Source organism: Microcystis aeruginosa NIES-843, assembly GCF_000010625.1.
Lineage (GTDB): Bacteria > Cyanobacteriota > Cyanobacteriia > Cyanobacteriales > Microcystaceae > Microcystis > Microcystis aeruginosa.
This window is the reverse complement of sequence record NC_010296.1, coordinates 2,304,659-2,329,463: the sequence shown is the minus strand read 5'-3', so window position 1 is coordinate 2,329,463 and position 24,805 is coordinate 2,304,659. Positions and strand designations below refer to the sequence as shown.

Here is a 24,805-nt window from a genome sequence, read left to right as displayed (position 1 = left end):
GGGGTGTGGGGTGTGGGGTGTGGGGAAGTGGGGAAGTGGGGAAATTTCAACTAAAACCCCAAAACCCTAAAACCCCAAAACCCAACCCCGATCATTAACCTGAACATTTGTATTTAATTACGGTGAAACTGACTATACAATATTAATGATAAAGCACGGTCAGCATTGACAATGATTAGCGATCAGTCCCTCCCCCCCCAAAATATTGAAGCGGAAGAATCTATCTTAGGTGGTATTTTACTAGATCCAAAAGCGTTAGGTAGAATCAGTGATTTTTTAATTCCAGAAGCTTTCTATGTGAAAACCCATCAAGATATTTATCGTGCGGCGCTTGCTTTACAAGGGAAGGGAAAACCGACGGATTTAATGACGGTTAGCAGCTGGTTACAGGATAACTATCTGCTGGAAGAAATCGGGGGAATGCCGCGATTGTTACAATTAATTGAGCGCACTGTCTCGGCTGCCAACATCGATCGCTATGCTGAATTAGTGATGGATAAATATATGCGTCGTCAGTTAATTTCCACCGGGGGAGAAATTATTGAGTTAGCCAGGGATACGACGCTAGAATTAGAAAATGTTTTCGATGAATCGGAACAAAAGATTTTTCGTCTCACCCAAAAACGACCCCAGGAGGGTTTAATTTTTCTGGGGGATACTTTAATTGAAACTTTTAACGAAATTGAGAAAATGCAGGAGACGACCACTCTACCTGGTATCGAAACTCAATTTTATGATCTCGATGCGATGACCAGTGGTTTACAACCCTCGGATTTAGTTATTATCGCGGGTAGGCCTTCCATGGGAAAAACTTCTTTTGCTCTTAATATTGCCTATAATATCGCTCAACAGAATTTACCTGTGGCTGTCTTTAGTTTGGAGATGTCCAAGGAACAATTAGCCCAACGTTTGTTATCAAATGAGGCTAAAATCGAAAGTAATCGGATTCGCTCGGGCCGTTTGGGACAAAATGATTTAGAGAAGGTTCTTGGGGGACTAGAAAAGTTATTAAATTTGCCCATATATATCGATGATAGTGCCAATTTAAGTGTAATTCAAATGCGTTCCCAAGTGCGGCGTTTACAGGCAGAAAAAAAGGGGCAAATGGGATTAGTTTTAATCGATTATCTGCAATTAATGGAAGGGGGAGGTGATAATCGTGTTCAGGAACTTTCTAAAATTACCCGCAGTCTTAAGGGTTTAGCGAGAGAAATTCATGCTCCGGTAATTGCTCTTTCTCAGTTAAGTCGCGCCGTGGAATCTCGCAATAATAAAAGACCGATGATGTCCGATTTACGCGAGTCGGGATGTTTAGCGGGTGATAGTTTAGTTGAGTTAGCCGCTCCTCGTGCTAAAGTGCCAATTTGTCAGTTAGTGAATTGCTCTAATTTTACGGTTTTTGCTCTTAATGAGGAAACAATGAAATTAGAAAAAGCACTGGTAACTAAGGTCTTTTCCACAGGATTTAAGCCAGTTTTTCGATTAACAACTCGTTTAGGTCGCACGATTAGAGCTACAGCCAATCATAAATTTTTGACTGTCCACGGTTGGCAAAGATTAGATGAATTAAATATCGGTAATTATATCGCTTTACCTCGCTCTCTGAGTAATTCAGACCTAAGGTTTAATTGGGATGAAGTTATGGCAATTCAAGCGGATGGAGAGACAGAAGTGTATGATTTAACAGTAGATAAATTGCATAATTTTATTGCCAATAATATCATCGTCCATAATAGTATCGAACAGGATGCGGATTTAATTATGATGTTATACCGAGATGAATATTATAACCCCGATAGTCCCGATCGAGGTGTGGCCGAAGTAATTATTACTAAACACCGTAACGGTCCCACCGGCACAATTAAGCTACTTTTTCAACCAGAATTTACCAAGTTTCTTAATCTTAAACAAAGTCGCTCTAATTATTAAAATGAAAGCAAATATTAATTATAAAACTCCCAATTGGCTCTTAATACTTTTGGCAATTATCCTAACTCTCGGTGTGGTTTTTCGTTTCGCAAATATCGATAAAAAAATCTATTGGCATGATGAATCCTACACCACCATTAGAACCACTGGTTATCAAGCAAAGGAAATCGCTGATACTATCTTTCAAAATCGTCTTTTATCTACCACAGAATTAGGAAAATTTCAACAACTGAAACCCGAAAGTAATGTTTTTGATACAATAAAATCTCTCGCTAAAGAAGACCCTCAACACCCACCTTTATACTTTATTATCTCTCGCTATTGGGAAAAAATATTCGGTCTTTCTCCCGTTTCTTCCCGCAGTTTAGCGATTGTTTTTAGTCTTCTCTCTCTCCCATTTATTTACTATCTATCCCTAGAATTATTTGCAGCAAAGTTAACGGCAATTTTAGCAGTAATTTTATTAGGACTGTCTCCAGTTGATATAATATTTGCTCAAATGTCCCGTCAGTATAGTCTTTTGGTTTTGTTAACGATAATCAGTCAATTACTACTGTTAAAATGCCTCAAGAAAAGAACTCTTGTTAATTGGTCTTTATACACCGTCGCTAATACTCTCGGACTCTACACCCATCTCTTTTTTATTCTCAACTTATTTGCTCAAGCAGCCTTTATACTTTGGTATCTTGTTATGAAACCAGAGCGAAAAAATAACTTGATATTTTTCCTGTTATCTGGGTTAACAATGATGATTTTATATATACCCTGGTTACAGTTTTTTTTAACTAACTCTCAAAGGGCCTTTAACTCCACCAGTTGGGCTGCCGTTAACTATCTCGATTGGGGATTTATCAGTAAATTATGGCTCTTAACTTTTACTTCTCCATTTAGCGATAGCGATTTTGTTTTTAATAACATCTTCACCTATATATATAGAATGATTTTTTTAATCTTAATTATCTATGCTTTTTATCGAGTTTATCGCTACAATAACCCGATAGTTTTTACTTTTCTGATTACCTCAACCCTAGTACCTTTACTAGCTTTAGTCATTCCCGATCTAATTTTGACTACCACTAGATCGACTGTCACCCGTTATCTAATTGCGACCTTTCCTACTATCTATATAACTGCGGCTTTTTTCTTGTCACAATTGCTTAATCAAGGCAAAATTTTAGGTAAAAATATCTTGACTTTTTTGTTAAGTGCTAGTATAATACCGAACTTCAATAATGCTCTTTCCGAAACTACTTGGGCAAAAGTTCCTAGTTATTGGAATGGCGAAGTTGCCAGAAAAATCAATGCTGTACCCAATGCCATTATTATCAGCGACGAAGGTAATGACTGGACTAACTTAGGTGATTTGCTTTCCCTTAATTATCGTCTTAATGCTGATGTACAATACTTTCTGACTACCACTAACCCCGATACCGATAAGTTAAAAGAAGTCCTAGAAATTCCCTGCGTCAACTTATTTCTTTTTCGTCCTTCCAATCGGTTATTACTGGCCCTAGATCAATTCGATATTCGTCTTGATTATTTCTATCCTCAAGGTCAATTGTGGCGAGGGAAGAAATAGGCAAATATATATTTTGGGTCAATCTAGCCTGAAAGAGTTGAGCAAAGCTGTTATCATAACCAGTTAAAAGCGTTAATCTTCACCTTTAACGAAATGACTTTTCTAATTCCGACCAGCATTTGGCGGCAAATTCTTAAAAAGCTACCCATACTACTATTCTTAGCATCTTTTCTAATAGTCCTACTATTAGGCTATTTTTCTGCTGCTTTCTCTCAAAGTCGGGATGGCGATATCCGCGGTGTTTGGATCACTACCAACGATACTGCGATGCTGATGGATAGGGATAAACGACAACAGGCGATCGAGCAATTAGTTAATCTTAATTTTAATGCTATCTATCCCGTGGTTTGGAATTCCGGTTATGCTCTCTATCCTAGTGCGATCGCTCAACGGGAAGGAATACAGCCTTTTGTGCCTACGGGAGCGCAGGGACAAGATATCTTGGCAGAATTGGTGGAACAAACCCGTGGCAGGGGATTATTGGTCATTCCTTGGTTTGAATTCGGATTTATGGCTCCTCCCACCTCCGAATTAGCCTTAAAACATCAGGACTGGTTAACCCAAAAACGCGACGGAGGGACCACTTGGGTAGGGGCAGCCGGTGAGGTGGTGTGGTTGAATCCTTTCCGTCCCGAGGTGCAGAATTTTCTGCGGGAGTTAGTCTTGGAAGTGGTGGGACAATACGATATTAACGGCATCCAATTCGACGATCATCTGAGTTTACCCAACGAATTCGGCTATGATCCCTATACTATCGCCCTTTATCAACAGGAAACCGAAAAAACGCCCCCGGCTAACCCCCGGGATCCCGAATGGACAAAATGGCGGGCCGATAAAATCACCGCTTTTCTGGCTAATCTCAAAGAATCAATTGAGGCAATTAAACCGAATATACTGCTTTCGATCGCCCCTAATCCCTACGAATTCGCCTATAATGGTCATTTACAGGATTGGCTCGGTTGGGTGCGGCAAGGATTAGTCGACGAGTTAATTGTACAGGTTTATCGTCCCGATCTGCCCAGTTTTCTCAAGCAAATAGAGCGTCCCGAAATTCAGGAAACCCAGCAAACTATCCCCACCGGTGTGGGAGTTTTAACCGGTTTACGCAATCGACCGATTGCCCTACCCTTTATTGAAGAAAAGGTATTGGCTGCTCGTCAACGGGGTTTAGGGGTGATTTTCTTCTTTTATGAAAGTCTCTGGCAGCAAGCTTTGGAACCTCCAGAAACCAGAAAAGCGGCAATTCAAGCGATGTTTTCCCAACCCATCACTCCCCGTCTTCCCGTGCTGGAAAATATTCCCTTAGTTAGTACACCTGAACCTGTTTACCAGCCAAGACTAACTCCCACACCTCCCCCCTTAGCGCCGGACGGGATCGAAATTCCTGTAATTCCCCCTCCGGGTAGTTAATAGCAATTTTTGCCCACAGAGACGTTGCTGAATCAAGGTATGAATGCCAACTGTGCATCGTATCCAGGGGTTGGTTTGGGTCTAGGTTTTAAAAATCCCACAAGAGAAGATTCATATCTCAAATCAGCAACGCCAAGTTTTGGGTTGGGAGAGTGGATAAATTGTCAGGATATTCTGACAAAGTTTGGGCTTAAGTTGGTAAAGTTGGGAATTTTTCCCAAGTTAAGGATTTTTGCGGGAGGGGTGAGGGACTGGAAGTTAGGCAGGATAAGGGATTGGGGGAATTTTACTAACTTTTTCCTTAAGTTGCTAAACTTCGGTTGCGTTGGGTGTTGAGATAAGACATAAAATAAACTATCCTTTTTATCTCGAAATAGAGAAACAACCACATGGAAACTGAGAAGTACGACAAGAATTCCAATCCGAGCTTAGGGTACTATCCTGAACCTGGATGGGAATGGCAAAAACCCGAACCAAAGACCTATCTCGTCGAGCACGACCTAGCCAAATATGCCCGTGCTTGGATACTGAATCTTGTTGAGTTTGTTCACTGGCTTCCGTTCGTTCCTACTTTTATTCTATCTTTTATTATCTTTCAACATTCCAGCAATTTACATTTGCTACTAGGTAGCGATATTCAAGTATTTTTGGTCTTGCTTAGTCCCCTAGTGCAAACTTTTGGGGGATTAATGGGGATAACAATGCATGAATATGAAGGTTGGCAAGTTGTATTTTTTCAGAATCCCCTCGATACAGACTTTAAGATTAAGGACTGCAATAATGAGTGGCTGCGGGAAGTGGCATACAAGCTCCTATTCTTCCTACAGGGCGCAGGGCTTTTAGCCTTTTCTTTAGGTGTATTCGGCATTAACAAAATCACTTTGGCTTTCGCTGCTATCAGTGCAATCATTGCATTCATTGGTCCTCAAAATCCTAAAGCTACATTTTACGTCAACGAGCAGCCTGTATTTCCCCTTTCTGTATCGATGTCAATAGTGTTCATTGTTAACGCTGTTGTCAACTTTTTTGCTTACTTCCATCTTTTTGATACTGCTCTTGCAACAGCTAACTTACCTATTGTTCTAGCAGGAGTAGCTCCAGCTCTACTAATGTTAGGCGGAGTGATTGAAGGAGTTATCGCTGAATCAACCTTTAACCAATGGTGGCATTTTATCGCTGTGATCTTTCTTAATCTTGGCATGATTGTTCAGATTTACTTCTTTGGTTTGCTATGGTGAGGCTGTTTTCATGCTTAAAGATAAACTGGCGAAAATCACCCAAAGCTACTGGCTTCTAGGGTTGGCTCAGGTCATTCACAGCATGGAAGAGACCTATACTGAGCTTTATCTTAAACTCAATTTGATGATTGAAGTGTTGCATCAACTTTTGCCCTGGTTCCCTTTGGTTGAAATCAGTGCAGATATGTTTGCAATATTTAACTATCTCATGATTGCCTTGATTTTAGGGTCAGTTCCTGTAACTGAACAAGGTAAGAGATTAGGTTTTGTCCTGATGTGGGGTTGGGCGGTGATTGAAATCTTGAATGGAGCTTTTCATATTAGTACTTGGGTGTTTTTGCACACCTATTTCCCTGGTGGGGTATCAGGTCCGATATTATTTGTCTTGAGTATTTTCTTTATTCAGCAACTTCAAGCGACTCCCAAGCAAGTCACACAAGAAGTCAAGTAATAAAAACATTGGTGTAGGGTGCGTACCACGCACCTTTTACTTTTTCAAAACACCTTAATCAATATTGCGATGCGTTACATTACGCTAACATATCCTGCATTCTTTATTGCCAATACTGTCGAGAATTGTTGTCTCGTCCCAATCAGACGGATAAAAAACTTCAGCAATAAACCGATAGATACTGAAAAACGGCCAATCCTGCGGTTTTAAACAAAACTCATACCGCATAGGATTATAATGAATATAATTGAAAGTTGTAACAGTCGTTCAGTTATGGAATACCGATGGGATGAAGCAAAACGACTTACTAATCTTCGTAAACACGGTATAGATTTTGCCGATGTTCCCGCCGTTTTCGATGGGGACATTTTAACGGTTGAAGATGATCGTCTCGATTATGGAGAGCAGCGTTTTGTTACATTGGGTTTACTAAAAGGGCGAATTATTGCCGTTGTCCATACTGAACGTGAGGATTACACTCGTATTATTTCTGCAAGAAAGGCAACGAAATATGAACAACGAACCTACTTTAAGCAACTCTCAAACTGATTGGCAACGATTAGACGCAATGAGCGATGAAGATATTGATTTGTCAGACTGTCCAGAAATTACACCTGAAATGTTTGCTAAATCCGTAGTGCGGCGAAGTGTCCCCGTAACCAAGGACAAAGCTCAAGTTACTCTCTCCATTGATAATGATGTATTCGAGTGGTTTCAATCTCAGGGAAAAGGCTATCAAACACAGATCAATGAGTTGCTCCGAGCCTATATGGAAGCGCACCAATAACCATTAAATCTATGGTTTGATTATTATTTCTAATTGACCCAAATTCTTGATCAGTAGTTCCATATTATTTTTACCAATCACACCGAGAGAATAACTAATTTTTAAAGGTGGACAAAATGCCCACCTTAGCAACTATTGTAAACTGCTAGTTAACTGACTTTTGGCCTTAGCTAAAGCTTCGCTTAACTTACTAGCATCCCGTCCCCCAGCTTGAGCTAAATTGGGACGACCACCACCACCACCAGCGCAGATTTTAGCGATCGCACCGATAAATTTACCCGCTTGTAAACCCTTATCTTTAATCACCCGGGGACTAAAAGCGGCCACTAAACTCACTTTATCAGCTGCGGGAGTCGAGGCCAAAATCACCGCCCCTTCCCCTAATTTTTGCTGTAGTCTTTCGGCTGCAGCCATCAAAGCATTAGCATCAATATCGCCCAAAGAAGCGACTAAAAGCTTAAATTCGCCGATAGATTCGGCTTGAGATAGCAAAGCATCCGATTTATTTAGGGCCAACTCCTGTTTAACCGCTTCTAACTGCTTTTGTGTCCCCTTTAACTCCGATTGTAGGGCCGTAATGCGATCGGGAATTTCCAGAGGTTTGACCTTAAAGCGATCGCACAGAGCCCGCACCACCTGATCCCGTTCATTCAGGTATGCTAACACGGCAGGGCCAGCCACCGCTTCGATGCGACGAATTCCCGCGGCGATTCCCGTCTCGGAGATGATTTTAAATAAACCGATCTCGGCGGTATTTTTAACGTGAGTTCCCCCGCATAATTCCATAGAAACGCTAGGAATATCGATAACTCGCACTTCTGAGCCGTATTTCTCGCCAAACATGGCAATAGCTCCCTTCTGCTTCGCTTCTTCCAATCCCATCACCGCTATCTGGGTGTCATGCGCTTCGGCAATCCAAGTGTTAATCTGTTCTTCCACCTGTTGCAATTCAGAGCTAGTCAGGGGACGAGGACAGTTAAAATCAAAACGGAGGCGATCGAAACTGACGAGGGAACCTGCTTGGGAAATCCCCCCATCGACAAGCTTTTTCAGGGCCGATTGTAGCAGATGGGTGGCGGTATGATTAGCTTGAGCGCGACGACGACAGGAGCGATCGATCTGAGCATTAATTGTATCGCCGGTGGTGACAATTCCCCGCTCAATCCGACCAAAATGGATAAAAATCCCCGATTCTTTCTGCACATCCTCAATGCGGATAAGCAGATTATCGCCGGTTAAATAACCCTTATCACCGATTTGTCCACCCGATTCGGCATAAAAAGGGGTTCGATCGAGAACTACCTGCACCTCAGTGCCTGCTGCGGCCGATTCCACCGTTTTACCGGCGACTAAAACCGCCGTTACTGTTGCGGTTGCTTGCAAATCCGTATAACCGAGAAATTCCGTCGGGTGAATATGTTCTGCCAGCTTATCTAAACTGCCCTGTACCGTCAAATCTATGGTTTCGTGGGCGGCTTTTGATCTTTGCTGCTGTTTTTTCATTTCCTGCTCAAAGCCCGCCGTATCGACGCTTAAACCCTGCTCCTCGGCGATTTCTTGAGTGAGTTCCAGGGGGAAGCCATAGGTATCATAAAGGGTAAAAGCATCGACTCCCGAAATCTGGCTTTTTTCTTTTTCTAGAATCGATTCGAGCAGTTTCTCGCCTCTTTCTAGGGTTTCTAAAAATCTCGCTTCCTCTCGCTCTAATTCTGCCTTGATCACCGTTTCTCGTTCCCGAACATTGCCATAGACGGACTCGGAAAGAGCGATCGCAACTTCCGCCACTTTGGTGATAAATTGACCTTCAATACCGATTAAACGCCCGTGCCGTACTACTCTCCGAATCAGACGACGCAGGACGTAACCTCTGTCAGTATTCGATGCTGAGATACCATCCGCTATCATGTGTACTACCGAACGCACATGATCGCCGATGACTTTTAGGGAAACTTTCGTTTTTTCGTCCGCTTTCTGGTAGTCTATCGCTGCTAACCGGGCCGCTTCGGCGACAATCGGGAAAATTAGGTCAGTTTCGTAGTTATTGGCGACTTTTTGCAGGATTTGCGCCATCCGTTCCAAACCCATCCCCGTATCGATATTTTTATTCGCTAGGGGTGTCAGATTGCCGTCCGCGTCGCGGTTATACTGCATGAAGACGAGGTTATAAAACTCGATAAAACGGCTATCATCCTCTAAATCGATGGTTTTATCCCCTAATTCGGGGTGAAAATCGTAGTAAATTTCCGAACAGGGACCACAGGGACCCGTGGGACCCGATACCCAAAAGTTATCCTCTTCGCCCATTTTTTGGATACGATGGGCAGGAATACCGATTTTATCGCGCCAGATAGCGAAAGCTTCCTCATCCTCTTTAAAGACACTAACGACTAATCTTTCGGGGGGAAGGTTAAAAACTTCTGTGGACAATTCCCAGGCCCAGGCGATCGCTTGTTCTTTAAAATAATCACCAAAGCTAAAATTGCCCAACATCTCAAAAAAAGTATGATGTCTAGCAGTCCGGCCGACATTTTCGATATCGTTGGTGCGAATACATTTTTGAGAAGTGGTAGCGCGGGGAAATTCTGGGGTCTTTTGCCCTAAGAAAATCGGTTTAAAAGGGAGCATTCCCGCAATAGTCAGCAAAACGGTGGGGTCTTCTGGGACTAGGGAGGCACTAGGGAGAATTTTATGGTTTCTGGCCGCAAAAAAGTCTAAAAATCGCTGGCGAATCTCGCTTCCGCTTAGGTGGTTACTCATAGAAGATGTCAGTTAGTCAGAAAATGCCTATTTTATCCATTGTGGCATTTTTGCGTTTTAACTCTCCACCTTTACTCTCGCGCCGCTTGTCGGACCTGCTCTAAGTCTAAATCCAAAGCTTGAGCGATTTGTTCCACACTTAAACCCAAAGCCAGCAAACGGGGAATAGATTCCAGTTTTCCTTCTAGTTTTCCTTCTAGTTTTCCTTCCAGTTTTCCTTCCTGTCGTCCTTCCCGTTTAGTTGCTTCCTTCCATTCCTGATAGGTTTGAGATAAAGTCATAAACACCTCTCTATCCTCAGTTTCTAGGATGTTATTTATTTCCATACTAACCCGCCAACTAATCAATAATTCCAGCACATTTTCCCGGAAAGCATTACCTTGAGGTAATTCTAACAATTCTCGCACCGCTTGGTTTTGCGTTTTTCCCCGTCCCAATAATCTTAACCAAAGAGTCTCAGCAGTCACAGGCAATTGATTAATAGCGATAATTGCCGTGCGATAAAGCAAGGGAAGAAAATAGACTCCTTCTGGCCACTCTGGGTCTAATTTTGCCCCAAATCCTTCTAAAACAGTGATACCAGCGGAAGGGGATAAAATCCACAAACGAGGGGCATTCTTTTCATTGTAGCTCTGATTTTCCCGTTTAGCTTGTCTTTGCAGTTCGGCTAAAATCGCCAAAAGTTTCGCTAAACAATTACGAATCTCGCTACGGTTGGGAGGATTGCGATAGGGTTCAATTAAGACAGTATTAAGGACAATTCTGCCTAATAATCCCAGATAATCGGGGTTGGGTTCGGGATTGGGGGAAAAAAATACATCTATCTGTCGGGTTTCATCGCTGACTTCTTTGCTGATTTCGACGGTTCCCAAGGGAGAAAGTAATTGTTCAAGGTAATTTTTGGCAAATTGGTCATGGGGTTTCATGGGGTTTCTTGAATAGCTCGTCGGACCTGTTCTAAGTCTAAATCCAAAGCTTGAGCGATTTGTTCCACACTTAAACCCAAAGCAAGCAAACGGGGAATAGATTCCAGTTTAGCCTCTAGTTTTCCTTGTTCGAGTCCTCGCTCTAGTCCTCGCTCTAGTCCTTGTTCGAGTCCTCGCTCTAGTCCTTCCTGTCGTCCTTCCCGTTTAGTTGCTTCCTTCCATTCCTGATAGGTTTGAGATAAAGTCATAAACACCTCTCTATCCTCAGTTTCTAGGATGTTATTTATTTCCATACTAACCCGCCAACTAATCAATAATTCCAGCACATTTTCCCGGAAAGCATTACCTTGAGGTAATTCTAACAATTCTCGCACCGCTTGGTTTTGCGTTTTTCCCCTTCCCAATAATCTTAACCAGAGAGTCTCAGCAGTCACAGGCAATTGATTAATAGCGATAATTGCAGTGCGATAAAGCGAGGGAAGAAAATAGACGCCTTCTGGCCAATCTGGGTCTAATTTTGCCCCAAGACTCTCTAAAAGAGTCAGACTAGCCGAAGGGGATAAAATCCACAAACGAGGGGCATTGTCTTCATTGTAGCTCTGATTTTCCCGTTTAGCTTGTCTTTGCAGTTCGGCTAAAATTGTCAAAAGTTTCGCTAAACAATTACGAATCTCGCTACGGTTGGGAGGATTGCGATAGGGTTCAATTAAGACAGTATTAAGGACAATTCTGCCGAATAATCCCAGATAATTGGGGTTGGGTTCGGGATTGGGGGAAAAAAATAAATCTATCTGTCGAGTTTCGTCGCTGACTTCTTTGCTGATTTCGACGGTTCCCAGGGGAGAAAGTAATTGTTCAAGGTAATTTTTGGCAAATTGGTCATGGGGTTTCATGGACTGAGCAGTTAATCGATAATTCTCAATTGTATCGAGCGATTTTTGAATGGTTTTATAAACTTATGTTAACAAAAATGTCAGATATTTCAGAAATCCCTTGACAAATAAAAATCAGTTTTGTTAACTTACAATTGTCTTCGATAAATTCCCTTGAGCATCATGACATTAGCAACAATTATGAAAAATGGGGGGGGGGAGAAGAAAAGCTTATGCAATTCTCTCCTTCAGGTCTTTTCTCTAGTAGCAACTACAGCGATCGGATATACTGCTATAGCGACCAGTGCCACAGCCGAAATTAGTGAGCAAGATCACCTTATTATCGCTCAATTTGCTCCTCGTGGTCGTGAATTTGTTTGTCAGTTTAATGGCTCGGGTACTACGATTGCACCTAATATATCAGGGTCTTTTATTCATGATATATATTGCTACATTCCTGCCCAAGGAAGACAATGTGTAGCTGTATATGATGGTATATTTGGATCAGTAACTGGATCTGATTGGAAGCCTTGCGATAACAATAACATGAAGATAGTTACCGATCCGAATACAGGAAAAAAATATTATGAACTTAATTCAGTCCATAAAAGATTTATTTTCTCAAAATAATCTATGAGCTAAAAACTTGACAATAAAAGCGATCTAGTTTTGAGGCTATTTATATCTAACCTCTTTTTCTCTGATCGCTTCACTTGCATCTTCTGGAGTCAAAAGTCGTTGCTGTTTTTCACTAAAGTAAAATATTTGATAATTGGGTGATAATTCCTCTTGTAATTGCCGCCAAATATTGACACCTTCCCTCTCAAAATTGTCTTGACTTACTGCATCAAAAAAATGTGAATCGGCGGGATTATCCCAATTTATAATTTGATTATAAATCTCTGCCCAATTACTTAACTTCTGTTGGATAGAACTCGATAAAGGTAACTCATCTAAGTTAAGGTTATCAGCAGTTTCCATATCCCAAAGAGGCGAATAGTTATATTCTGCCATTAGTTTAATTTTTCTTTTCATCAAGGTCTTCTCCTAAGAAACGTTGGATGAGTTTTCGGGGAGTGAGATTCGCACTAACTACATAACCATTACTACCAATATCGATAGAAATGTATTGAATTTCTCCTTGATAATCAACTTTATAAATACTTCTGCTCGTTCCTTGAGTGCCGATTAATTGACCCATTGTAATTGCTTTCATCAAGAAATCAATAATATTATTAATCGCAATGCCTCGACGCTGAAAATCTTCTCCATGTTTATTAAGAATATGTTCCAAACCCGATGAAGAATTACCGATTTCTAAAAAGATTATCCGCCCGTTGTCTAATTGAGTAATGGCAATAATATCTTGGGAATTGTGTTTAATATTTCTAAGCTTTAGTTCGTTAATTAACTCCTCAAAACTATTTTCATCGGGCATTGGTTTTTTCAAGGACAAAAATGCTTAAATCGGCGTTTTAACCAGAATCTTGATTGATTTTGACTCAGATTATAGTTAAATCCCACATTCCGCACTTTATGATTAAGTTGCCATAACACCACCGAGAAAAACTGATTAAACCGACAAAATTTGTTGAGATTATAGAATTTTGACATCCGATTTCACAAAGAACAATTTGAGGGAAGCAAGGGTCGCTCAAGTTAGACATAGTTAAACTAAAGTGACCTAATTTATCGGACACTTTTCGAGGAAAAAGGTTTTTCTTGGATTGGCTTAAACTCAATTTGCTCAATTTGATGTCTCAACTTACTCGGTAGTAATTTTGGCAATAAATTGAAAAGTATTGAAGAATATCAAGAATCTCCTCAGTTAAGTTACTGAGATGGCTTTGACCATGAATCCTGACTAAATGAATCCCCTGTAAAACCTGAAATATCCATCTTAAAGTTGGTTTGTCTGTGGCTTTGCCGAGTTGATTTTTGACTTTCTCACCTCTTTTTTGCAATTCTCTTCTTAACATTCTTTGTCCCAGACTATACACCAATAAGCATACTCCCATTAAAAACCCCATTGTTTCTATCCTTTTGGGGTTTTTTACAAAGACAGTATCTGCGAGAAATAAGGGGTCTTTGATAAATCTAAATCCTCGTTCACAAGATTGTTGTGCTTTATATTCATGAAGCATTTCCGCGGCAGATAGTTGTTCGCTGTCGAGAACATTAGTGGCGAGAATAAATCTCCCTGCTCTTTCTGTTTCGGCTTTAATGATTTCGGCTTTTTCTTCAATTGTTCCTTGACAGCTATAGACTTTCTCTTTCTTGTTATTAAGGTTTTCTTGATATTTTAATTCTTCTAACTGATAATATTTTAAGCTTTCATTAAATTTCTTTACTTCCAGTTTTAATTCATTTAGGTCGAGCTTTTTTCTCTGCTGCCAATTTTTTAATTGTTTTTCCATCTTTTCTCTTTCCTTTGTTAACTTATCAGCCAACTGCTCTAAGTCTGAATCTTTTCTAGCTGCACTCTCTACAATGAGCCATCTTTGCTTAATTCCCTGATAGTTTACTGGTTTCTCTTGGTATTTATAGCCTTTTTTTTCACTTGACTGAAACTCAGCTTCTTTAGCTTTTTCTGCGATTTCTTTCGCCTTTTTTAGGCTAAAAGGAACTCTAGTTAACCATTTTGTTCCTCCTAAACTATGAAGATTTTTGGCGGTGTACAAGGCACTATCGGTTACATATATTGTCGACAAATTTAGATTTTTTTCATAAGCTTTTATGATTGAGGGAAAAATGTTTTTATCCGATTCATTCCCGGAACCTGTTCTCATTAGTAAAGGAACATCCCCATCACTACTTACCATCAAATCCAGCATAAATTGCTTTAAATCAGGTCTTTTATCTCGCGAATATCCGTAAGTAATTTCGATGACATTTTCTCGGTTTTCTTCTAGGTTCTCTCCCTCTTGCTTTGGGTTGATTTTGTCTTCTCCGTGAACAGACACGGAGCTAGAGTCTAGATGGCTATATTTAGTTTTTATTTCATATTTGTTGCTCGTATTTATTGCTAAACTTGTCCAAAGACTTTCCAGAGAATATTCATATAAATCATCCATAACCCTGCCGATTTTATCGTCATTAATCTCTTCAGCTTTTATTCCTTCCCCTAATAAGTGTTCTATCGGTTTATCTGCAAAAAATTGGGGGAATAAATATAAAGGTTTGGCGACAAATCCCAACCCATTTAGGATGATAGCTTTGACAATTATGCCAGCACTAATTTTCTCTCTCTTATCTGTTCCTAATGCTTGATTGACTAAATCTTCGATTCCTAATTCATCAATAATTCCCGCAACTATCCCTAAGTGATCTAAGTTTTTTACCTCGATTTCTTGTTTCATGTTTTTTCTCTAGCTATTAGCGGTTGACTTCAATTATTATCTCATCTTTTTCGTCTTAGATGTCTGAGTATTTATACTTAGCTCTCTCAAGACTTTCTTGAGTATTTATGCTTAGTGGATTGCTCAACTTTCTCTGTCTTTTCCTTGGTGTTTTTCAACCTGCGGAATGTGGGTTAAATCAATTCTCTACCCTTGCGTAGCTTGTCGGACTTGTTCTAAGTCTAAATCCAAAGCTTGAGCGATTTGTTCCACACTTAAACCCAAAGCAAGCAAACGGGGAATAGATTCCAGTTTTCCTTCCCGTCGTCCTTCCCGTTTAGTTGCTTCCTTCCATTCCTGATAGGTTTGAGATAAGGTCATAAACACCTCTCTATCTTCAGTTTCTAGGATGTTATTTATTTCCATACTAACCCGCCAACTAATTAATAATTCCAGGACATTTTCCCGGAAAGCATTACCTTGAGGTAATTCTAACAATTCTCGCACCGCTTGGTCTTGAGTTTTTCCCCTTCCTAATAATCTTAACCAAAGAGTCTCAGCAGTCACAGGCAATTGATTAATAGCGATAATTGCCGTGCGATAAAGCGAGGGAAGAAAATAGACTCCTTCTGGCCAATCTGGGTCTAATTTTGCCCCAATACTCTCTACAAGAGTCAGACTAGCCGAAGGGGATAAAATCCACAAACGAGGGGCATTGTCTTCATTGTAGCTCTGATTTTCCCGTTTAGCTTGTCTTTGCAGTTCGGCTAAAATCGTCAAAAGTTTCGCTAAACAATTACGAATCTCGCTACGGTTGGGAGGATTGCGATAGGGTTCAATTAAGACAGTATTAAGGACAATTCTGCCTAATAATCCCAGATAATTGGGGTTGGGTTCGGGATTGGGGGAAAAAAATAAATCTATCTGTCGAGTTTCGTCGCTGACTTCTTTGCTGATTTCGACGACTCCCAGGGGAGAAAGTAATTGTTCAAGGTAATTTTTGGCAAATTGGTCATGGGGTTTCATGGAGTTTCTTGAATAGCTTGTCGGACTTGTTCTAAGTCTAAATCCAAAGCTTGAGCGATTTGTTCCACACTTAAACCCAAAGCAAGCAAACGGGGAATAGATTCCAGTTTAGCCTCTAGTTTTCCTCGCTCTAGTCCTCGCTCTAGTCCTTGTTCGAGTCCTTCCCGTTTAGTTGCTTCCTTCCATTCCTGATAGGTTTGAGATAAGGTCATAAACACCTCTCTATCTTCAGTTTCTAGGATGTTATTTATTTCCATACTAACCCGCCAACTAATTAATAATTCCAGGACATTTTCCCGGAAAGCATTACCTTGAGGTAATTCTAACAATTCTCGCACCGCTTGGTCTTGAGTTTTTCCCCTTCCTAATAATCTTAACCAAAGAGTCTCAGCAGTCACAGGCAATTGATTAATAGCGATAATTGCCGTGCGATAAAGCGAGGGAAGAAAATAGACTCCTTCTGGCCAATCTGGGTCTAATTTTGCCCCAATACTCTCTACAAGAGTCAGACTAGCCGAAGGGGATAAAATCCACAAACGAGGGGCATTGTCTTCATTGTAGCTCTGATTTTCCCGTTTAGCTTGTCTTTGCAGTTCGGCTAAAATTGTCAAAAGTTTCGCTAAACAATTACGAATCTCGCTACGGTTGGGAGGATTGCGATAGGGTTCAATTAAGACAGTATTAAGGACAATTCTGCCTAATAATCCCAGATAATTGGGGTTGGGTTCGGGATTGGGGGAAAAAAATAAATCTATCTGTCGAGTTTCGTCGCTGACTTCTTTGCTGATTTCGACGATTCCCAGGGGAGAAAGTAATTGTTCAAGGTAATTTTTGGCAAATTGGTCATGGGGTTTCATGGAGTTTCTTGAATAGCTTGTCGGACTTGTTCTAAGTCTAAATCCAAAGCTTGAGCGATTTGTTCCACACTTATAGTCATTTCAAATAAGTGTGAGACGAGGGAAAAATAAGGTAAAATCAAGAGAAACGAGCAACCCATACAGAAAAATGTCTTATAGCCTAGACTTGAGAAAAAAAGTAATCGATTATGTAGAGAATGGGGGAAGCATAACCAAAGCCGCCGCTCTATTTAATATAGGAAGAGCGACGATATATAGATGGCTAGGTAGGGAAAAACTGGAAGCAACAAAGGTAAAACACCGTCAGAGAAAGCTGGACTGGAAAGCACTGTCAAAAGATGTCCAAGAAAATCCCGAGGCAAGATTAAGAGACAGAGCCGAGAAATTTGGAGTGAGACCAAGTGCCATTTGCTATGCCTTAAAAAAAATGAAAGTTACCAGAAAAAAGAAGGAACTTCGTTATAGAGAAAGAAACCGAGAAGAAAGAATGAAATACTACAGAGTGCTGAGAGAATTGATTAAAATATATGGAAGTGAAAGCCTTGTATTTATTGATGAGTCAGGGTTTGAAGAATTTCAAGCCTGTTTTTATGCTTGGTCAAAAAAAGGGAAGAAAGTCTTTGGAGATAGACAAGGAAAACGAGGAAAAAGAGAGAACCTTGTCGCTGGTAGAAGAAAGGGAAAAAAAGACTTTATTGCACCGATGGTATTTACGAGAAGCCTGAATGCCGAAGGTTTTGAAGGGTGGTTATCTTTATATTTGTTGCCCTCTCTAACCATAACATCAGTATTAATTATGGATAATGCACCAATTCATCGGAAGACAGTCATTAAACAACTGGTAGAGGAAGCAGGTCATCAGGTCGTGTTTTTGCCAAAATACTCTCCTGATTTAAATGATATCGAACATGATTTTAGTGCATTAAAGAGGGCAAGAATGTATGCTCCTGTGGGGACACCCCTTGATGAAATTATTCGTACTTATTGTGTCGCCTAGTGTCTCGTTCTTATTTGAAATAACTATAAACCCAAAGCAAGCAAACGGGGAATAGATTCCAGTTTAGCCTCTAGTTTTCCTCGCTCTAGTCCTCGCTCTAGTCCTTGTTCGAGTCCTTCCCGTTTAGTTGCTTCCTTCCATTCCTGATAGGTTTGAGATAAGGTCATAAACACCTCTCTATCTTCAGTTTCTAGGATGTTATTTATTTCCATACTAACCCGCCAACTAATTAATAATTCCAGGACATTTTCCCGGAAAGCATTACCTTGAGGTAATTCTAACAATTCTCGCACCGCTTGGTCTTGAGTTTTTCCCCTTCCTAATAATCTTAACCAAAGAGTCTCAGCAGTCACAGGCAATTGATTAATAGCGATAATTGCCGTGCGATAAAGCGAGGGAAGAAAATAGACTCCTTCTGGCCAATCTGGGTCTAATTTTGCCCCAATACTCTCTACAAGAGTCAGACTAGCCGAAGGGGATAAAATCCACAAACGAGGGGCATTGTCTTCATTGTAGCTCTGATTTTCCCGTTTAGCTTGTCTTTGCAGTTCGGCTAAAATTGTCAAAAGTTTCGCTAAACAATTACGAATCTCGCTACGGTTGGGAGGATTGCGATAGGGTTCAATTAAGACAGTATTAAGGACAATTCTGCCTAATAATCCCAGATAATTGGGGTTGGGTTCGGGATTGGGGGAAAAAAATAAATCTATCTGTCGAGTTTCGTCGCTGACTTCTTTGCTGATTTCGACGATTCCCAGGGGAGAAAGTAATTGTTCAAGGTAATTTTTGGCAAATTGGTCATGGGGTTTCATGGAGTTTCTTGAATAGCTTGTCGGACTTGTTCTAAGTCTAAATCCAAAGCTTGAGCGATTTGTTCCACACTTAAACCCAAAGCAAGCAAACGGGGAATAGATTCCAGTTTAGCCTCTAGTTTTCCTCGCTCTAGTCCTCGCTCTAGTCCTTGTTCGAGTCCTTGTTCGAGTCCTTCCCGTTTAGTTGCTTCCTTCCATTCCTGATAGGTTTGAGATAAAGTCATAAACACCTCTCTATCCTCAGTTTCTAGGATGTTATTTATTTCCATACTAACCCGCCAACTAATTAATAATTCCAGGACATTTTCCCGGAAAGCATTACCTTGAGGTAATTCTAACAATTCTCGCACCGCTTGGTTTTGCGTTTTTCCCCGTCCCAATAATCTTAACCAAAGAGTCTCAGCAGTCACAGGCAATTGATTAATAGCGATAATTGCCGTGCGATAAAGCAAGGGAAGAAAATAGACTCCTTCTGGCCACTCTGGGTCTAATTTTGCCCCAAATCCTTCTAAAACAGTGATACCAGCGGAAGGGGATAAAATCCACAAACGAGGGGCATTCTTTTCATTGTAGCTCTGATTTTCCCGTTTAGCTTGTCTTTGCAGTTCGGCTAAAATCGCCAAAAGTTTCGCTAAACAATTACGAATCTCGCTACGGTTGGGAGGATTGCGATAGGGTTCAATTAAGACAGTATTAAGGACAATTCTGCCTAATAATCCCAGATAATCGGGGTTGGGTTCGGGATTGGGGGAAAAAAATACATCTATCTGTCGGGTTTCATCGCTGACTTCTTTGCTGATTTCGACGGTTCCCAAGGGAGAAAGTAATTGTTCAAGGTAATTTTTGGCAAATTGGTCATGGGGTTTCATGGGGTTTCTTGAATAGCTCGTCGGACCTGTTCTAAGTCTAAATCCAAAGCTTGAGCGATTTGTTCCACACTTAAACCCAAAGCAAGCAAACGGGGAATAGATTCCAGTTTAGCCTCTAGTTTTCCTCGCTCTAGTCCTCGCTCTAGTCCTTGTTCGAGTCCTTGTTCGAGTCCTTGTTCGAGTCCTTCCCGTTTAGTTGCTTCCTTCCATTCCTGATAGGTTTGAGATAAGGTCATAAACACCTCTCTATCTTCAGTTTCTAGGATGTTATTTATTTCCATACTAACCCGCCAACTAATTAATAATTCCAGCACATTTTCCCGGAAAGCATTACCTTGAGGTAATTCTAACAATTCTCGCACCGCTTGGTCTTGAGTTTTTCCCCGTCCTAATAATCTTAACCAGAGAGTCTCAGCAGTCACAGGCAATTGATTAATAGCGATAATTGCCGTGCGATAAAGCGAGGGAAGAAAATAGACTCCTTCTGGCCAATCTGGGTCTAATTTTGCCCCAATACTCTCTACAAGAGTCAGACTAGCCGAAGGGGATAAAATCCACAAACGAGGGGCATTGTCTTCATTGTAGCTCTGATTTTCCCGTTTAGCTTGTCTTTGCAGTTCGGCTAAAATTGTCAAAAGTTTCGCTAAACAATTACGAATCTCGCTACGGTTGGGAGGATTGCGATAGGGTTCAATTAAGACAGTATTAAGGACAATTCTGCCTAATAATCCCAGATAATTGGGGTTGGGTTCGGGATTGGGGGAAAAAAATAAATCTATCTGTCGAGTTTCGTCGCTGACTTCTTTGCTGATTTCGACGATTCCCAGGGGAGAAAGTAATTGTTCAAGGTAATTTTTGGCAAATTGGTCATGGGGTTTCATGGACTGAGCAGTTAATCGATAATTCTCAATTGTATAGTTATTAAAAAAGTGGGTTTAAATAACCCACTTCTCAAGTGATGATTGGTAGTTTTTGGGATCGGAATTTTCAAACTGTGCCAGAAACTATGAGCAGCCATGGCAATTATTCTCCTTGTCAATAGTGAGCAATTGCAAGATTATACTACCTCTTCGAGAAAATCATAAATTTTGTCTAATTGTTCCAAGGTCACTAAACCGTACTGCCAGAGAATCATCGGTAAATGAATTTTATCAGATTGGATCGAGCGCTCGGCCATAGCGATCGATTCTTGGGGAAGGGACAATTCCTCTTGTAGAAATCGTCGGAATTGGGAATAGGCAATCGTGGACATAGGGGGTTTTTTTTCCTCAATAGTATAGTAGATCTCGTGATTTTAACAAAACACTACCTGATCGGTTTCAAGGACAGTTAGTCTCGCGACCGTTTTTTCTGTATCTAAGCTATCCCGATGATAGAGAGCGCTTTCCTAAAAATCGCTGGCTCTCTTAAGATAGTCCCGTTAGATCGAGCAGAATTTTGTCTCTGTTTAATCTATCTATATCAAGGGTAAAGATTATTCAATCTATGACTTGATAGACTATAAAAATCTTAATCGATATGGTTATATCTTAAACAGTATAAATGCGTAATAGCTTCTAAAAGCCATACTTATATTTCCAGACAAGGGACACCTTCTATAAGAAAGTTAACACCATTTTCAAAAATCAAGGTCTTGAGATAGACTCAATCTTAATTTTATCTCCTTCTTTCACTCCTAATTCTTTGGCTCGGCCCCCGGCTAGTTCGATCACTTGATTAACCATGGTGTTTGGCCCATAGACAGGACAAGGATCGACGGCACAAGGAGGGACATTCAGCAAAACTGCTTTTACTATACCATCTTTTAGAAAAATCATGTCTAGAGGAATCGAGACATTTTTCATCCAAAACCGGGCCATCAGAGGTTGTGCAAAGGGAAATAGCATACCGCGATTTTTCTCCAAAGATGAGCGATACATTAAACCCTTGGCTTGTTGTTCGGGGGTTTGAGCCACTTCTAACTCAATCATCTCACCATTAATATCTGCTTTGGCCGTGATCGGTAATATTTGCCCTTGATTCTCAGTCGTAATCTGAGCCATTGAACTATTATTACCATTGAGATTAGTCGATTGACAACTCAGCAGCAACAAACCTAAAAATAGTATTAACTTGATCTTGAGCATAAATGATTTTTTACCAGTCATCACCAATAGTTATCAATACTTAATTTTTCTAGTATAAGTGGAGAATTAAGCAGATAAGACACTAACACAAAGTGGTGACGGCAAATATAAAGATAGTATTAAAAATATCTAGCATGGGGGTGAGCATCCTTCCTTGAGGAGAGGGGCAGGATTGCTAGAACGTATATACTAGGAAAATTCTCAAAGTTATTGGCCGATTTTCCCCCTCAATTTTGCCCTAGTCCGGCTGCAGTCGATCGCCTTCGTAGGTTAAAATACCATTGATCTATTGATCGATTATTGTAGGCTCAGGAGCAATCACCATGACCGCAGAAAGTATGTTATTTAATGGGGCGATCGTGGCGATCGTTCTCGTCCTCGTCGGATTAGCTTGGGGTTTTCTCCTCCTCAAAATCCAAGGTGGAGAAGCGGAATAGCTTGTTTTTCCGTTCATGGTTACTTTATTAGTAATCATGAACTAATTTTTCCCCATCAAAAGTAATTAAGAGAAAATCAATAACTAAAATTTTATAGCTATACCTATGACCACTCCCACGATCGAGTTTTTTGTTGGTTTATCAGAAGAATTAAGCGGTGTTAGTCTCCGCAAAAATAAAAGTACCGGGATTCGCAATGTCCTGATGACTTTTAAAACCCTGAAAGCGATCGAACGTTTCCAAAGTTTCACCACCCGCACCTACGGTGATCTTCGTCTCACCGATGAGGAAGGAGTGATTATAGTTATTCCCAACTCGACTAAGTTTATTTTTGGAGGAGATGAAGGAGATGAAATTCAACGGGTAGAATGTGGTTTTGAAATCACCGATGAACACTGGGAGCGTTTTCTGCGCTTTATGAATCGTTATGCGGCAGCCAACGGGATGGGGTATCAGGATAAGTGAGAAGTGGGAAGTGGGGTGTAGGGTGTGGGGTGTAGGGTGTGGGGAGAACAAATAAAAATAATCTCCTGACTACCGACTTGAAAGAGGGTGTAGGGTGTGGGGTGTGGGGTGTAGGGAAAGAAACATCTTTCATCTGTGGGGGTGAAAATTTTTTCATCGGGACTGACTCCTGAACTCTGATAGCCAAAAACCAGCTAAAATAAGGATAAATTTAGTCAAGAAACCATGAAAATAGCGATTACTGGGGCGACGGGATTTGTGGGTAGTCGATTGGTGGTCAAACTCTATGATCGCGGCGATGACATCCTAATTTTGACTCGCAATCCCGATAAAGCCGGGAGAATTTACCCAAAGTCAATCTATCCTAAGATAGAGATTATTCCCTATATCGCCACAGAATCGGGGGATTGGCAAAAAGAGATTTCTGGATGTGATGCGGTGATTAATCTAGCGGGAGAACCGATTTCGGAACGCTGGACCGGGGAAGCAAAACGAGCAATCGTCGCTAGTCGGGAAATCGGCACCGAGAAAATTGTCGAGGCGATCGCACTGGCCGACCAGAAACCGAAAGTTTTAATTAACTCCTCGGCGATCGGTTACTATGGAACCAGTGAAACCGCTAGTTTTGACGAAAATAGCCCTCCCGGTGACGATTTTCTGGCAGATGTCTGTAAAAAGTGGGAAACAGCCGCCCAAAAAGTTAAAGATTACGGCACTCGTTTAGTCATTCTTCGCACGGGTATTGTTTTAGGCAATGGGGGTGCTTTAGGGAAAATGATCCCACCCTTCAAACTATTTGCCGGCGGACCGATTGGCAGCGGTCGTCAGTGGTTTTCTTGGATTCATCGGGATGATTTAATTAATTTAATTATCTATTGTCTCGATCGCCAGGGAATTAGCGGTACTTTCAACGCTACTGCACCCAATCCCGTCCGGATGAAAGAATTCTGTCAGATTTTAGGGGAAGTAATGAATCGTCCTTCTTGGTTGCCAGTGCCAGATTTTGCCCTCGAAATTCTCTTGGGAGAAGGAGCAAAAATCGTCTTAGAAGGTCAAGAAGTGCTGCCAAAAGCCACTCAAGCGATCGGTTTTGACTATCGTTATCCTAATCTAGAAGCGGCCTTACAAGAAATCGTCCCGAAAATGTAGAAAGCTGATACAATACCCGAGTTCAAATGATCTCAATCTATTTTTCACTCCAGACGGGATGGGAGAATAAAGAGGCGGCCACTCTCACCCCGCGCAGTTGATTTAACAGGGGTAAATGGCCCACGGGAGCGCTTAAATCCCAGATAAATTCCTGCGGGTATTTCGTCCAATTATTGCCATTTTTCCAGCCAATTTTCGGCCAGAGTTTCGGGAAATCTTGTCCCACACCTATCCATAATTTGCGCTGCACCGACCAACCGAATTTCCCTTCCGAATGAACTAACCAAAGATGATCAATAGTCTGAATATCTACACCGGGAAAAGCTTCTACTTCCGTAAAATAGACCCATTTCCTCTGTATTGCTGCTTCTCCTGCTAATTCACAGAGTTTTTGACGGGTGAGACTATCGGCAGTTTGAAAATCCTGTTTAGCCAATAATTCCTGTAAAAGTCGATAATCGATACCCTTAGCACTATCGAGGGGAACAACACCCGTGGGGAAATAATTAGCTAAAAATTCCTTGCTCTGAGCGCTATTATCTTGGTATAGCAATTGATAGGCCTTACCTGTCACCAGATTAACAGGAGTGGGCTGCTGGGCCAACAAAAAATCTCTCAATACAGTTAGGCCACCTTCTCCGGCCCCGGCTAATTGTGTCAGGATTTGTAATTGATTTTTCGGCGACTCGGTGGCTAATTGACTCATCTTGCGGGTAATATCCTCGCTCTGTTCTTCTACTAACACGCCATTCTGGTCAGTCATATCATCACTTTTAAGAC

28 protein-coding genes are annotated in these 24,805 nt (G+C 41.0%); 13 read left to right on the top strand and 15 right to left on the bottom strand.

The window, feature by feature from the left end:
• Positions 1–171 precede the first annotated feature (171 nt).
• The 7 genes from dnaB (at position 172) to MAE_RS11200 (ending at position 7,394) form a co-directional block, all read left to right on the top strand.
• Entirely contained in the window at positions 172–1,929 is a 1,758-nt protein-coding gene (gene dnaB, locus MAE_RS11235) for a replicative DNA helicase (RefSeq protein WP_012265677.1), read from the top strand.
• Position 1,930: 1 nt separating this feature from the next.
• Positions 1,931–3,508 (top strand): glycosyltransferase family 39 protein, encoded by a 1,578-nt coding sequence (locus MAE_RS11230; RefSeq protein ID WP_012265676.1) that lies wholly within the window; start codon positions 1,931–1,933, stop codon positions 3,506–3,508.
• A 93-nt stretch (positions 3,509–3,601) separates the two neighbouring features.
• Positions 3,602–4,918, top strand: coding sequence for a family 10 glycosylhydrolase (locus tag MAE_RS11225; RefSeq protein WP_012265675.1), 1,317 nt, complete (start codon positions 3,602–3,604; stop codon positions 4,916–4,918).
• A 389-nt stretch (positions 4,919–5,307) separates the two neighbouring features.
• A complete protein-coding gene (locus MAE_RS11215) occupies positions 5,308–6,156 on the top strand; it encodes a hypothetical protein (protein WP_012265673.1) in 849 nt (282 codons plus the stop codon).
• 10 nt (positions 6,157–6,166) lie between these two features.
• Positions 6,167–6,607 carry an HXXEE domain-containing protein gene (locus MAE_RS11210; protein ID WP_012265672.1) on the top strand — a complete coding sequence of 147 codons (441 nt, stop codon included), beginning with the start codon at positions 6,167–6,169 and terminating at the stop codon, positions 6,605–6,607.
• A 273-nt stretch (positions 6,608–6,880) separates the two neighbouring features.
• Positions 6,881–7,156: a BrnT family toxin gene (locus MAE_RS11205; protein WP_012265670.1), complete on the top strand. Its 276-nt coding sequence runs from the start codon at positions 6,881–6,883 to the stop codon at positions 7,154–7,156.
• Positions 7,119–7,394, top strand: a complete 276-nt coding sequence (locus MAE_RS11200; protein WP_041804046.1) for a BrnA antitoxin family protein — start codon at positions 7,119–7,121, stop codon at positions 7,392–7,394. The genes MAE_RS11205 and MAE_RS11200 overlap by 38 nt, the downstream gene beginning before the upstream one ends.
• A gap of 132 nt (positions 7,395–7,526) precedes the next feature.
• Here the strand turns inward: MAE_RS11200 and alaS are convergent, their stop codons facing one another.
• The 3 genes from alaS to MAE_RS11185 all read right to left on the bottom strand — a co-directional run bounded on the left by alaS (position 7,527) and on the right by MAE_RS11185 (position 11,970).
• Positions 7,527–10,151: an alanine--tRNA ligase gene (gene alaS / locus MAE_RS11195; RefSeq protein WP_012265669.1), complete on the bottom strand. Its 2,625-nt coding sequence runs from the start codon at positions 10,149–10,151 to the stop codon at positions 7,527–7,529.
• 71 nt (positions 10,152–10,222) lie between these two features.
• Positions 10,223–11,077 carry a hypothetical protein gene (locus tag MAE_RS11190; RefSeq protein WP_012265668.1) on the bottom strand — a complete coding sequence of 285 codons (855 nt, stop codon included), beginning with the start codon at positions 11,075–11,077 and terminating at the stop codon, positions 10,223–10,225.
• A complete protein-coding gene (locus MAE_RS11185; protein ID WP_012265667.1) occupies positions 11,074–11,970 on the bottom strand; it encodes a hypothetical protein in 897 nt (298 codons plus the stop codon). Before MAE_RS11185 ends, MAE_RS11190 begins: the two co-directional genes overlap by 4 nt.
• 162 nt (positions 11,971–12,132) lie before the next feature.
• On the opposite strand from MAE_RS11185, the gene MAE_RS11180 reads away from it, so the two are divergent.
• Complete coding sequence (locus tag MAE_RS11180) at positions 12,133–12,579, top strand: hypothetical protein (RefSeq protein WP_231859766.1); 447 nt, start codon at positions 12,133–12,135, stop codon at positions 12,577–12,579.
• A 45-nt stretch (positions 12,580–12,624) separates the two neighbouring features.
• Here MAE_RS11180 and MAE_RS11175 read toward each other — a convergent pair whose 3' ends face one another.
• The 6 genes from MAE_RS11175 to MAE_RS11155 all read right to left on the bottom strand — a co-directional run bounded on the left by MAE_RS11175 (position 12,625) and on the right by MAE_RS11155 (position 17,170).
• Positions 12,625–12,984, bottom strand: coding sequence for a hypothetical protein (locus MAE_RS11175; protein ID WP_012265665.1), 360 nt, complete (start codon positions 12,982–12,984; stop codon positions 12,625–12,627).
• Complete coding sequence (locus tag MAE_RS11170; protein WP_231859765.1) at positions 12,968–13,399, bottom strand: hypothetical protein; 432 nt, start codon at positions 13,397–13,399, stop codon at positions 12,968–12,970. Before MAE_RS11170 ends, MAE_RS11175 begins: the two co-directional genes overlap by 17 nt.
• On the bottom strand, positions 13,396–13,563 hold the full coding sequence (locus MAE_RS33310) for a hypothetical protein (RefSeq protein ID WP_012265663.1): 168 nt from the start codon (positions 13,561–13,563) through the stop codon (positions 13,396–13,398). Before MAE_RS33310 ends, MAE_RS11170 begins: the two co-directional genes overlap by 4 nt.
• Positions 13,564–13,709: 146 nt before the next feature.
• Positions 13,710–15,308 (bottom strand): IS1634 family transposase, encoded by a 1,599-nt coding sequence (locus MAE_RS11165; RefSeq protein WP_012265662.1) that lies wholly within the window; start codon positions 15,306–15,308, stop codon positions 13,710–13,712.
• Positions 15,309–15,494: 186 nt separating this feature from the next.
• Positions 15,495–16,313, bottom strand: coding sequence for a hypothetical protein (locus tag MAE_RS11160; RefSeq protein WP_012265661.1), 819 nt, complete (start codon positions 16,311–16,313; stop codon positions 15,495–15,497).
• Complete coding sequence (locus MAE_RS11155; protein ID WP_012265660.1) at positions 16,310–17,170, bottom strand: hypothetical protein; 861 nt, start codon at positions 17,168–17,170, stop codon at positions 16,310–16,312. Before MAE_RS11155 ends, MAE_RS11160 begins: the two co-directional genes overlap by 4 nt.
• 148 nt (positions 17,171–17,318) lie before the next feature.
• Between MAE_RS11155 and MAE_RS29355 the strand changes: the two genes are divergently transcribed.
• A complete protein-coding gene (locus tag MAE_RS29355) occupies positions 17,319–18,167 on the top strand; it encodes an IS630-like element ISMae21 family transposase (protein WP_002760038.1) in 849 nt (282 codons plus the stop codon).
• Between the two features lie 23 nt (positions 18,168–18,190).
• Here MAE_RS29355 and MAE_RS11145 read toward each other — a convergent pair whose 3' ends face one another.
• From MAE_RS11145 to MAE_RS11125, 5 genes are all read right to left on the bottom strand, one after another.
• Positions 18,191–18,979 carry a hypothetical protein gene (locus MAE_RS11145; RefSeq protein WP_012265659.1) on the bottom strand — a complete coding sequence of 263 codons (789 nt, stop codon included), beginning with the start codon at positions 18,977–18,979 and terminating at the stop codon, positions 18,191–18,193.
• Positions 18,976–19,848: a hypothetical protein gene (locus MAE_RS11140; protein WP_012265658.1), complete on the bottom strand. Its 873-nt coding sequence runs from the start codon at positions 19,846–19,848 to the stop codon at positions 18,976–18,978. Before MAE_RS11140 ends, MAE_RS11145 begins: the two co-directional genes overlap by 4 nt.
• Positions 19,845–20,729, bottom strand: coding sequence for a hypothetical protein (locus tag MAE_RS11135; protein ID WP_012265657.1), 885 nt, complete (start codon positions 20,727–20,729; stop codon positions 19,845–19,847). The genes MAE_RS11140 and MAE_RS11135 overlap by 4 nt, the downstream gene beginning before the upstream one ends.
• 176 nt (positions 20,730–20,905) lie before the next feature.
• Positions 20,906–21,100: a DUF2949 domain-containing protein gene (locus MAE_RS11130; protein WP_002757016.1), complete on the bottom strand. Its 195-nt coding sequence runs from the start codon at positions 21,098–21,100 to the stop codon at positions 20,906–20,908.
• 373 nt (positions 21,101–21,473) lie between these two features.
• Positions 21,474–21,995 (bottom strand): DUF192 domain-containing protein, encoded by a 522-nt coding sequence (locus MAE_RS11125; protein ID WP_002757019.1) that lies wholly within the window; start codon positions 21,993–21,995, stop codon positions 21,474–21,476.
• Positions 21,996–22,297: 302 nt separating this feature from the next.
• Between MAE_RS11125 and MAE_RS11120 the strand changes: the two genes are divergently transcribed.
• The 4 genes from MAE_RS11120 (at position 22,298) to MAE_RS11110 (ending at position 24,025) form a co-directional block, all read left to right on the top strand.
• The gene (locus MAE_RS11120; protein ID WP_012265655.1) at positions 22,298–22,411 is read left to right on the top strand and encodes a cytochrome b6-f complex subunit PetM; all 114 of its coding nucleotides are present in this window, start codon (positions 22,298–22,300) and stop codon (positions 22,409–22,411) included.
• 105 nt (positions 22,412–22,516) lie between these two features.
• Positions 22,517–22,876 (top strand): photosystem II reaction center protein Psb28, encoded by a 360-nt coding sequence (psb28, locus tag MAE_RS11115; RefSeq protein ID WP_002757021.1) that lies wholly within the window; start codon positions 22,517–22,519, stop codon positions 22,874–22,876.
• A gap of 38 nt (positions 22,877–22,914) precedes the next feature.
• The gene (locus tag MAE_RS35705) at positions 22,915–23,049 is read left to right on the top strand and encodes a hypothetical protein (protein WP_269453985.1); all 135 of its coding nucleotides are present in this window, start codon (positions 22,915–22,917) and stop codon (positions 23,047–23,049) included.
• A 52-nt stretch (positions 23,050–23,101) separates the two neighbouring features.
• A complete protein-coding gene (locus MAE_RS11110; RefSeq protein ID WP_012265654.1) occupies positions 23,102–24,025 on the top strand; it encodes a thylakoid membrane protein ThyD in 924 nt (307 codons plus the stop codon).
• Between the two features lie 37 nt (positions 24,026–24,062).
• Here MAE_RS11110 and MAE_RS11105 read toward each other — a convergent pair whose 3' ends face one another.
• Positions 24,063–24,788, bottom strand: a complete 726-nt coding sequence (locus MAE_RS11105) for a GUN4 domain-containing protein (RefSeq protein ID WP_012265653.1) — start codon at positions 24,786–24,788, stop codon at positions 24,063–24,065.
• Positions 24,789–24,805: the final 17 nt, after the last annotated feature.

What these genes read in the sequence shown, in the direction of transcription:
- alaS (WP_012265669.1), bottom strand. Translation starts at nt 10,151, where the DNA reads ATGAGTAACCACCTAAGCGGAAGCGAGATTCGCCAGCGATTTTTAGAC.
- MAE_RS11230 (WP_012265676.1), top strand. Translation starts at nt 1,931, where the DNA reads ATGAAAGCAAATATTAATTATAAAACTCCCAATTGGCTCTTAATACTT.
- MAE_RS11165 (WP_012265662.1), bottom strand. Translation starts at nt 15,308, where the DNA reads ATGAAACAAGAAATCGAGGTAAAAAACTTAGATCACTTAGGGATAGTT.
- MAE_RS11225 (WP_012265675.1), top strand. Translation starts at nt 3,602, where the DNA reads ATGACTTTTCTAATTCCGACCAGCATTTGGCGGCAAATTCTTAAAAAG.
- MAE_RS11155 (WP_012265660.1), bottom strand. Translation starts at nt 17,170, where the DNA reads ATGAAACCCCATGACCAATTTGCCAAAAATTACCTTGAACAATTACTT.
- MAE_RS11210 (WP_012265672.1), top strand. Translation starts at nt 6,167, where the DNA reads ATGCTTAAAGATAAACTGGCGAAAATCACCCAAAGCTACTGGCTTCTA.
- MAE_RS11105 (WP_012265653.1), bottom strand. Translation starts at nt 24,788, where the DNA reads ATGACTGACCAGAATGGCGTGTTAGTAGAAGAACAGAGCGAGGATATT.
- MAE_RS11175 (WP_012265665.1), bottom strand. Translation starts at nt 12,984, where the DNA reads ATGAAAAGAAAAATTAAACTAATGGCAGAATATAACTATTCGCCTCTT.
- MAE_RS11190 (WP_012265668.1), bottom strand. Translation starts at nt 11,077, where the DNA reads ATGAAACCCCATGACCAATTTGCCAAAAATTACCTTGAACAATTACTT.
- MAE_RS11205 (WP_012265670.1), top strand. Translation starts at nt 6,881, where the DNA reads ATGGAATACCGATGGGATGAAGCAAAACGACTTACTAATCTTCGTAAA.
- MAE_RS11120 (WP_012265655.1), top strand. Translation starts at nt 22,298, where the DNA reads ATGACCGCAGAAAGTATGTTATTTAATGGGGCGATCGTGGCGATCGTT.
- MAE_RS33310 (WP_012265663.1), bottom strand. Translation starts at nt 13,563, where the DNA reads ATGTCAAAATTCTATAATCTCAACAAATTTTGTCGGTTTAATCAGTTT.
- MAE_RS11145 (WP_012265659.1), bottom strand. Translation starts at nt 18,979, where the DNA reads ATGAAACCCCATGACCAATTTGCCAAAAATTACCTTGAACAATTACTT.
- MAE_RS11125 (WP_002757019.1), bottom strand. Translation starts at nt 21,995, where the DNA reads ATGACTGGTAAAAAATCATTTATGCTCAAGATCAAGTTAATACTATTT.
- MAE_RS11140 (WP_012265658.1), bottom strand. Translation starts at nt 19,848, where the DNA reads ATGAAACCCCATGACCAATTTGCCAAAAATTACCTTGAACAATTACTT.
- MAE_RS11160 (WP_012265661.1), bottom strand. Translation starts at nt 16,313, where the DNA reads ATGAAACCCCATGACCAATTTGCCAAAAATTACCTTGAACAATTACTT.
- MAE_RS11135 (WP_012265657.1), bottom strand. Translation starts at nt 20,729, where the DNA reads ATGAAACCCCATGACCAATTTGCCAAAAATTACCTTGAACAATTACTT.
- psb28 (WP_002757021.1), top strand. Translation starts at nt 22,517, where the DNA reads ATGACCACTCCCACGATCGAGTTTTTTGTTGGTTTATCAGAAGAATTA.
- MAE_RS29355 (WP_002760038.1), top strand. Translation starts at nt 17,319, where the DNA reads ATGTCTTATAGCCTAGACTTGAGAAAAAAAGTAATCGATTATGTAGAG.
- MAE_RS11110 (WP_012265654.1), top strand. Translation starts at nt 23,102, where the DNA reads ATGAAAATAGCGATTACTGGGGCGACGGGATTTGTGGGTAGTCGATTG.
- MAE_RS11130 (WP_002757016.1), bottom strand. Translation starts at nt 21,100, where the DNA reads ATGTCCACGATTGCCTATTCCCAATTCCGACGATTTCTACAAGAGGAA.
- MAE_RS11200 (WP_041804046.1), top strand. Translation starts at nt 7,119, where the DNA reads ATGAACAACGAACCTACTTTAAGCAACTCTCAAACTGATTGGCAACGA.
- MAE_RS11215 (WP_012265673.1), top strand. Translation starts at nt 5,308, where the DNA reads ATGGAAACTGAGAAGTACGACAAGAATTCCAATCCGAGCTTAGGGTAC.
- MAE_RS11185 (WP_012265667.1), bottom strand. Translation starts at nt 11,970, where the DNA reads ATGAAACCCCATGACCAATTTGCCAAAAATTACCTTGAACAATTACTT.
- dnaB (WP_012265677.1), top strand. Translation starts at nt 172, where the DNA reads ATGATTAGCGATCAGTCCCTCCCCCCCCAAAATATTGAAGCGGAAGAA.
- MAE_RS11180 (WP_231859766.1), top strand. Translation starts at nt 12,133, where the DNA reads ATGACATTAGCAACAATTATGAAAAATGGGGGGGGGGAGAAGAAAAGC.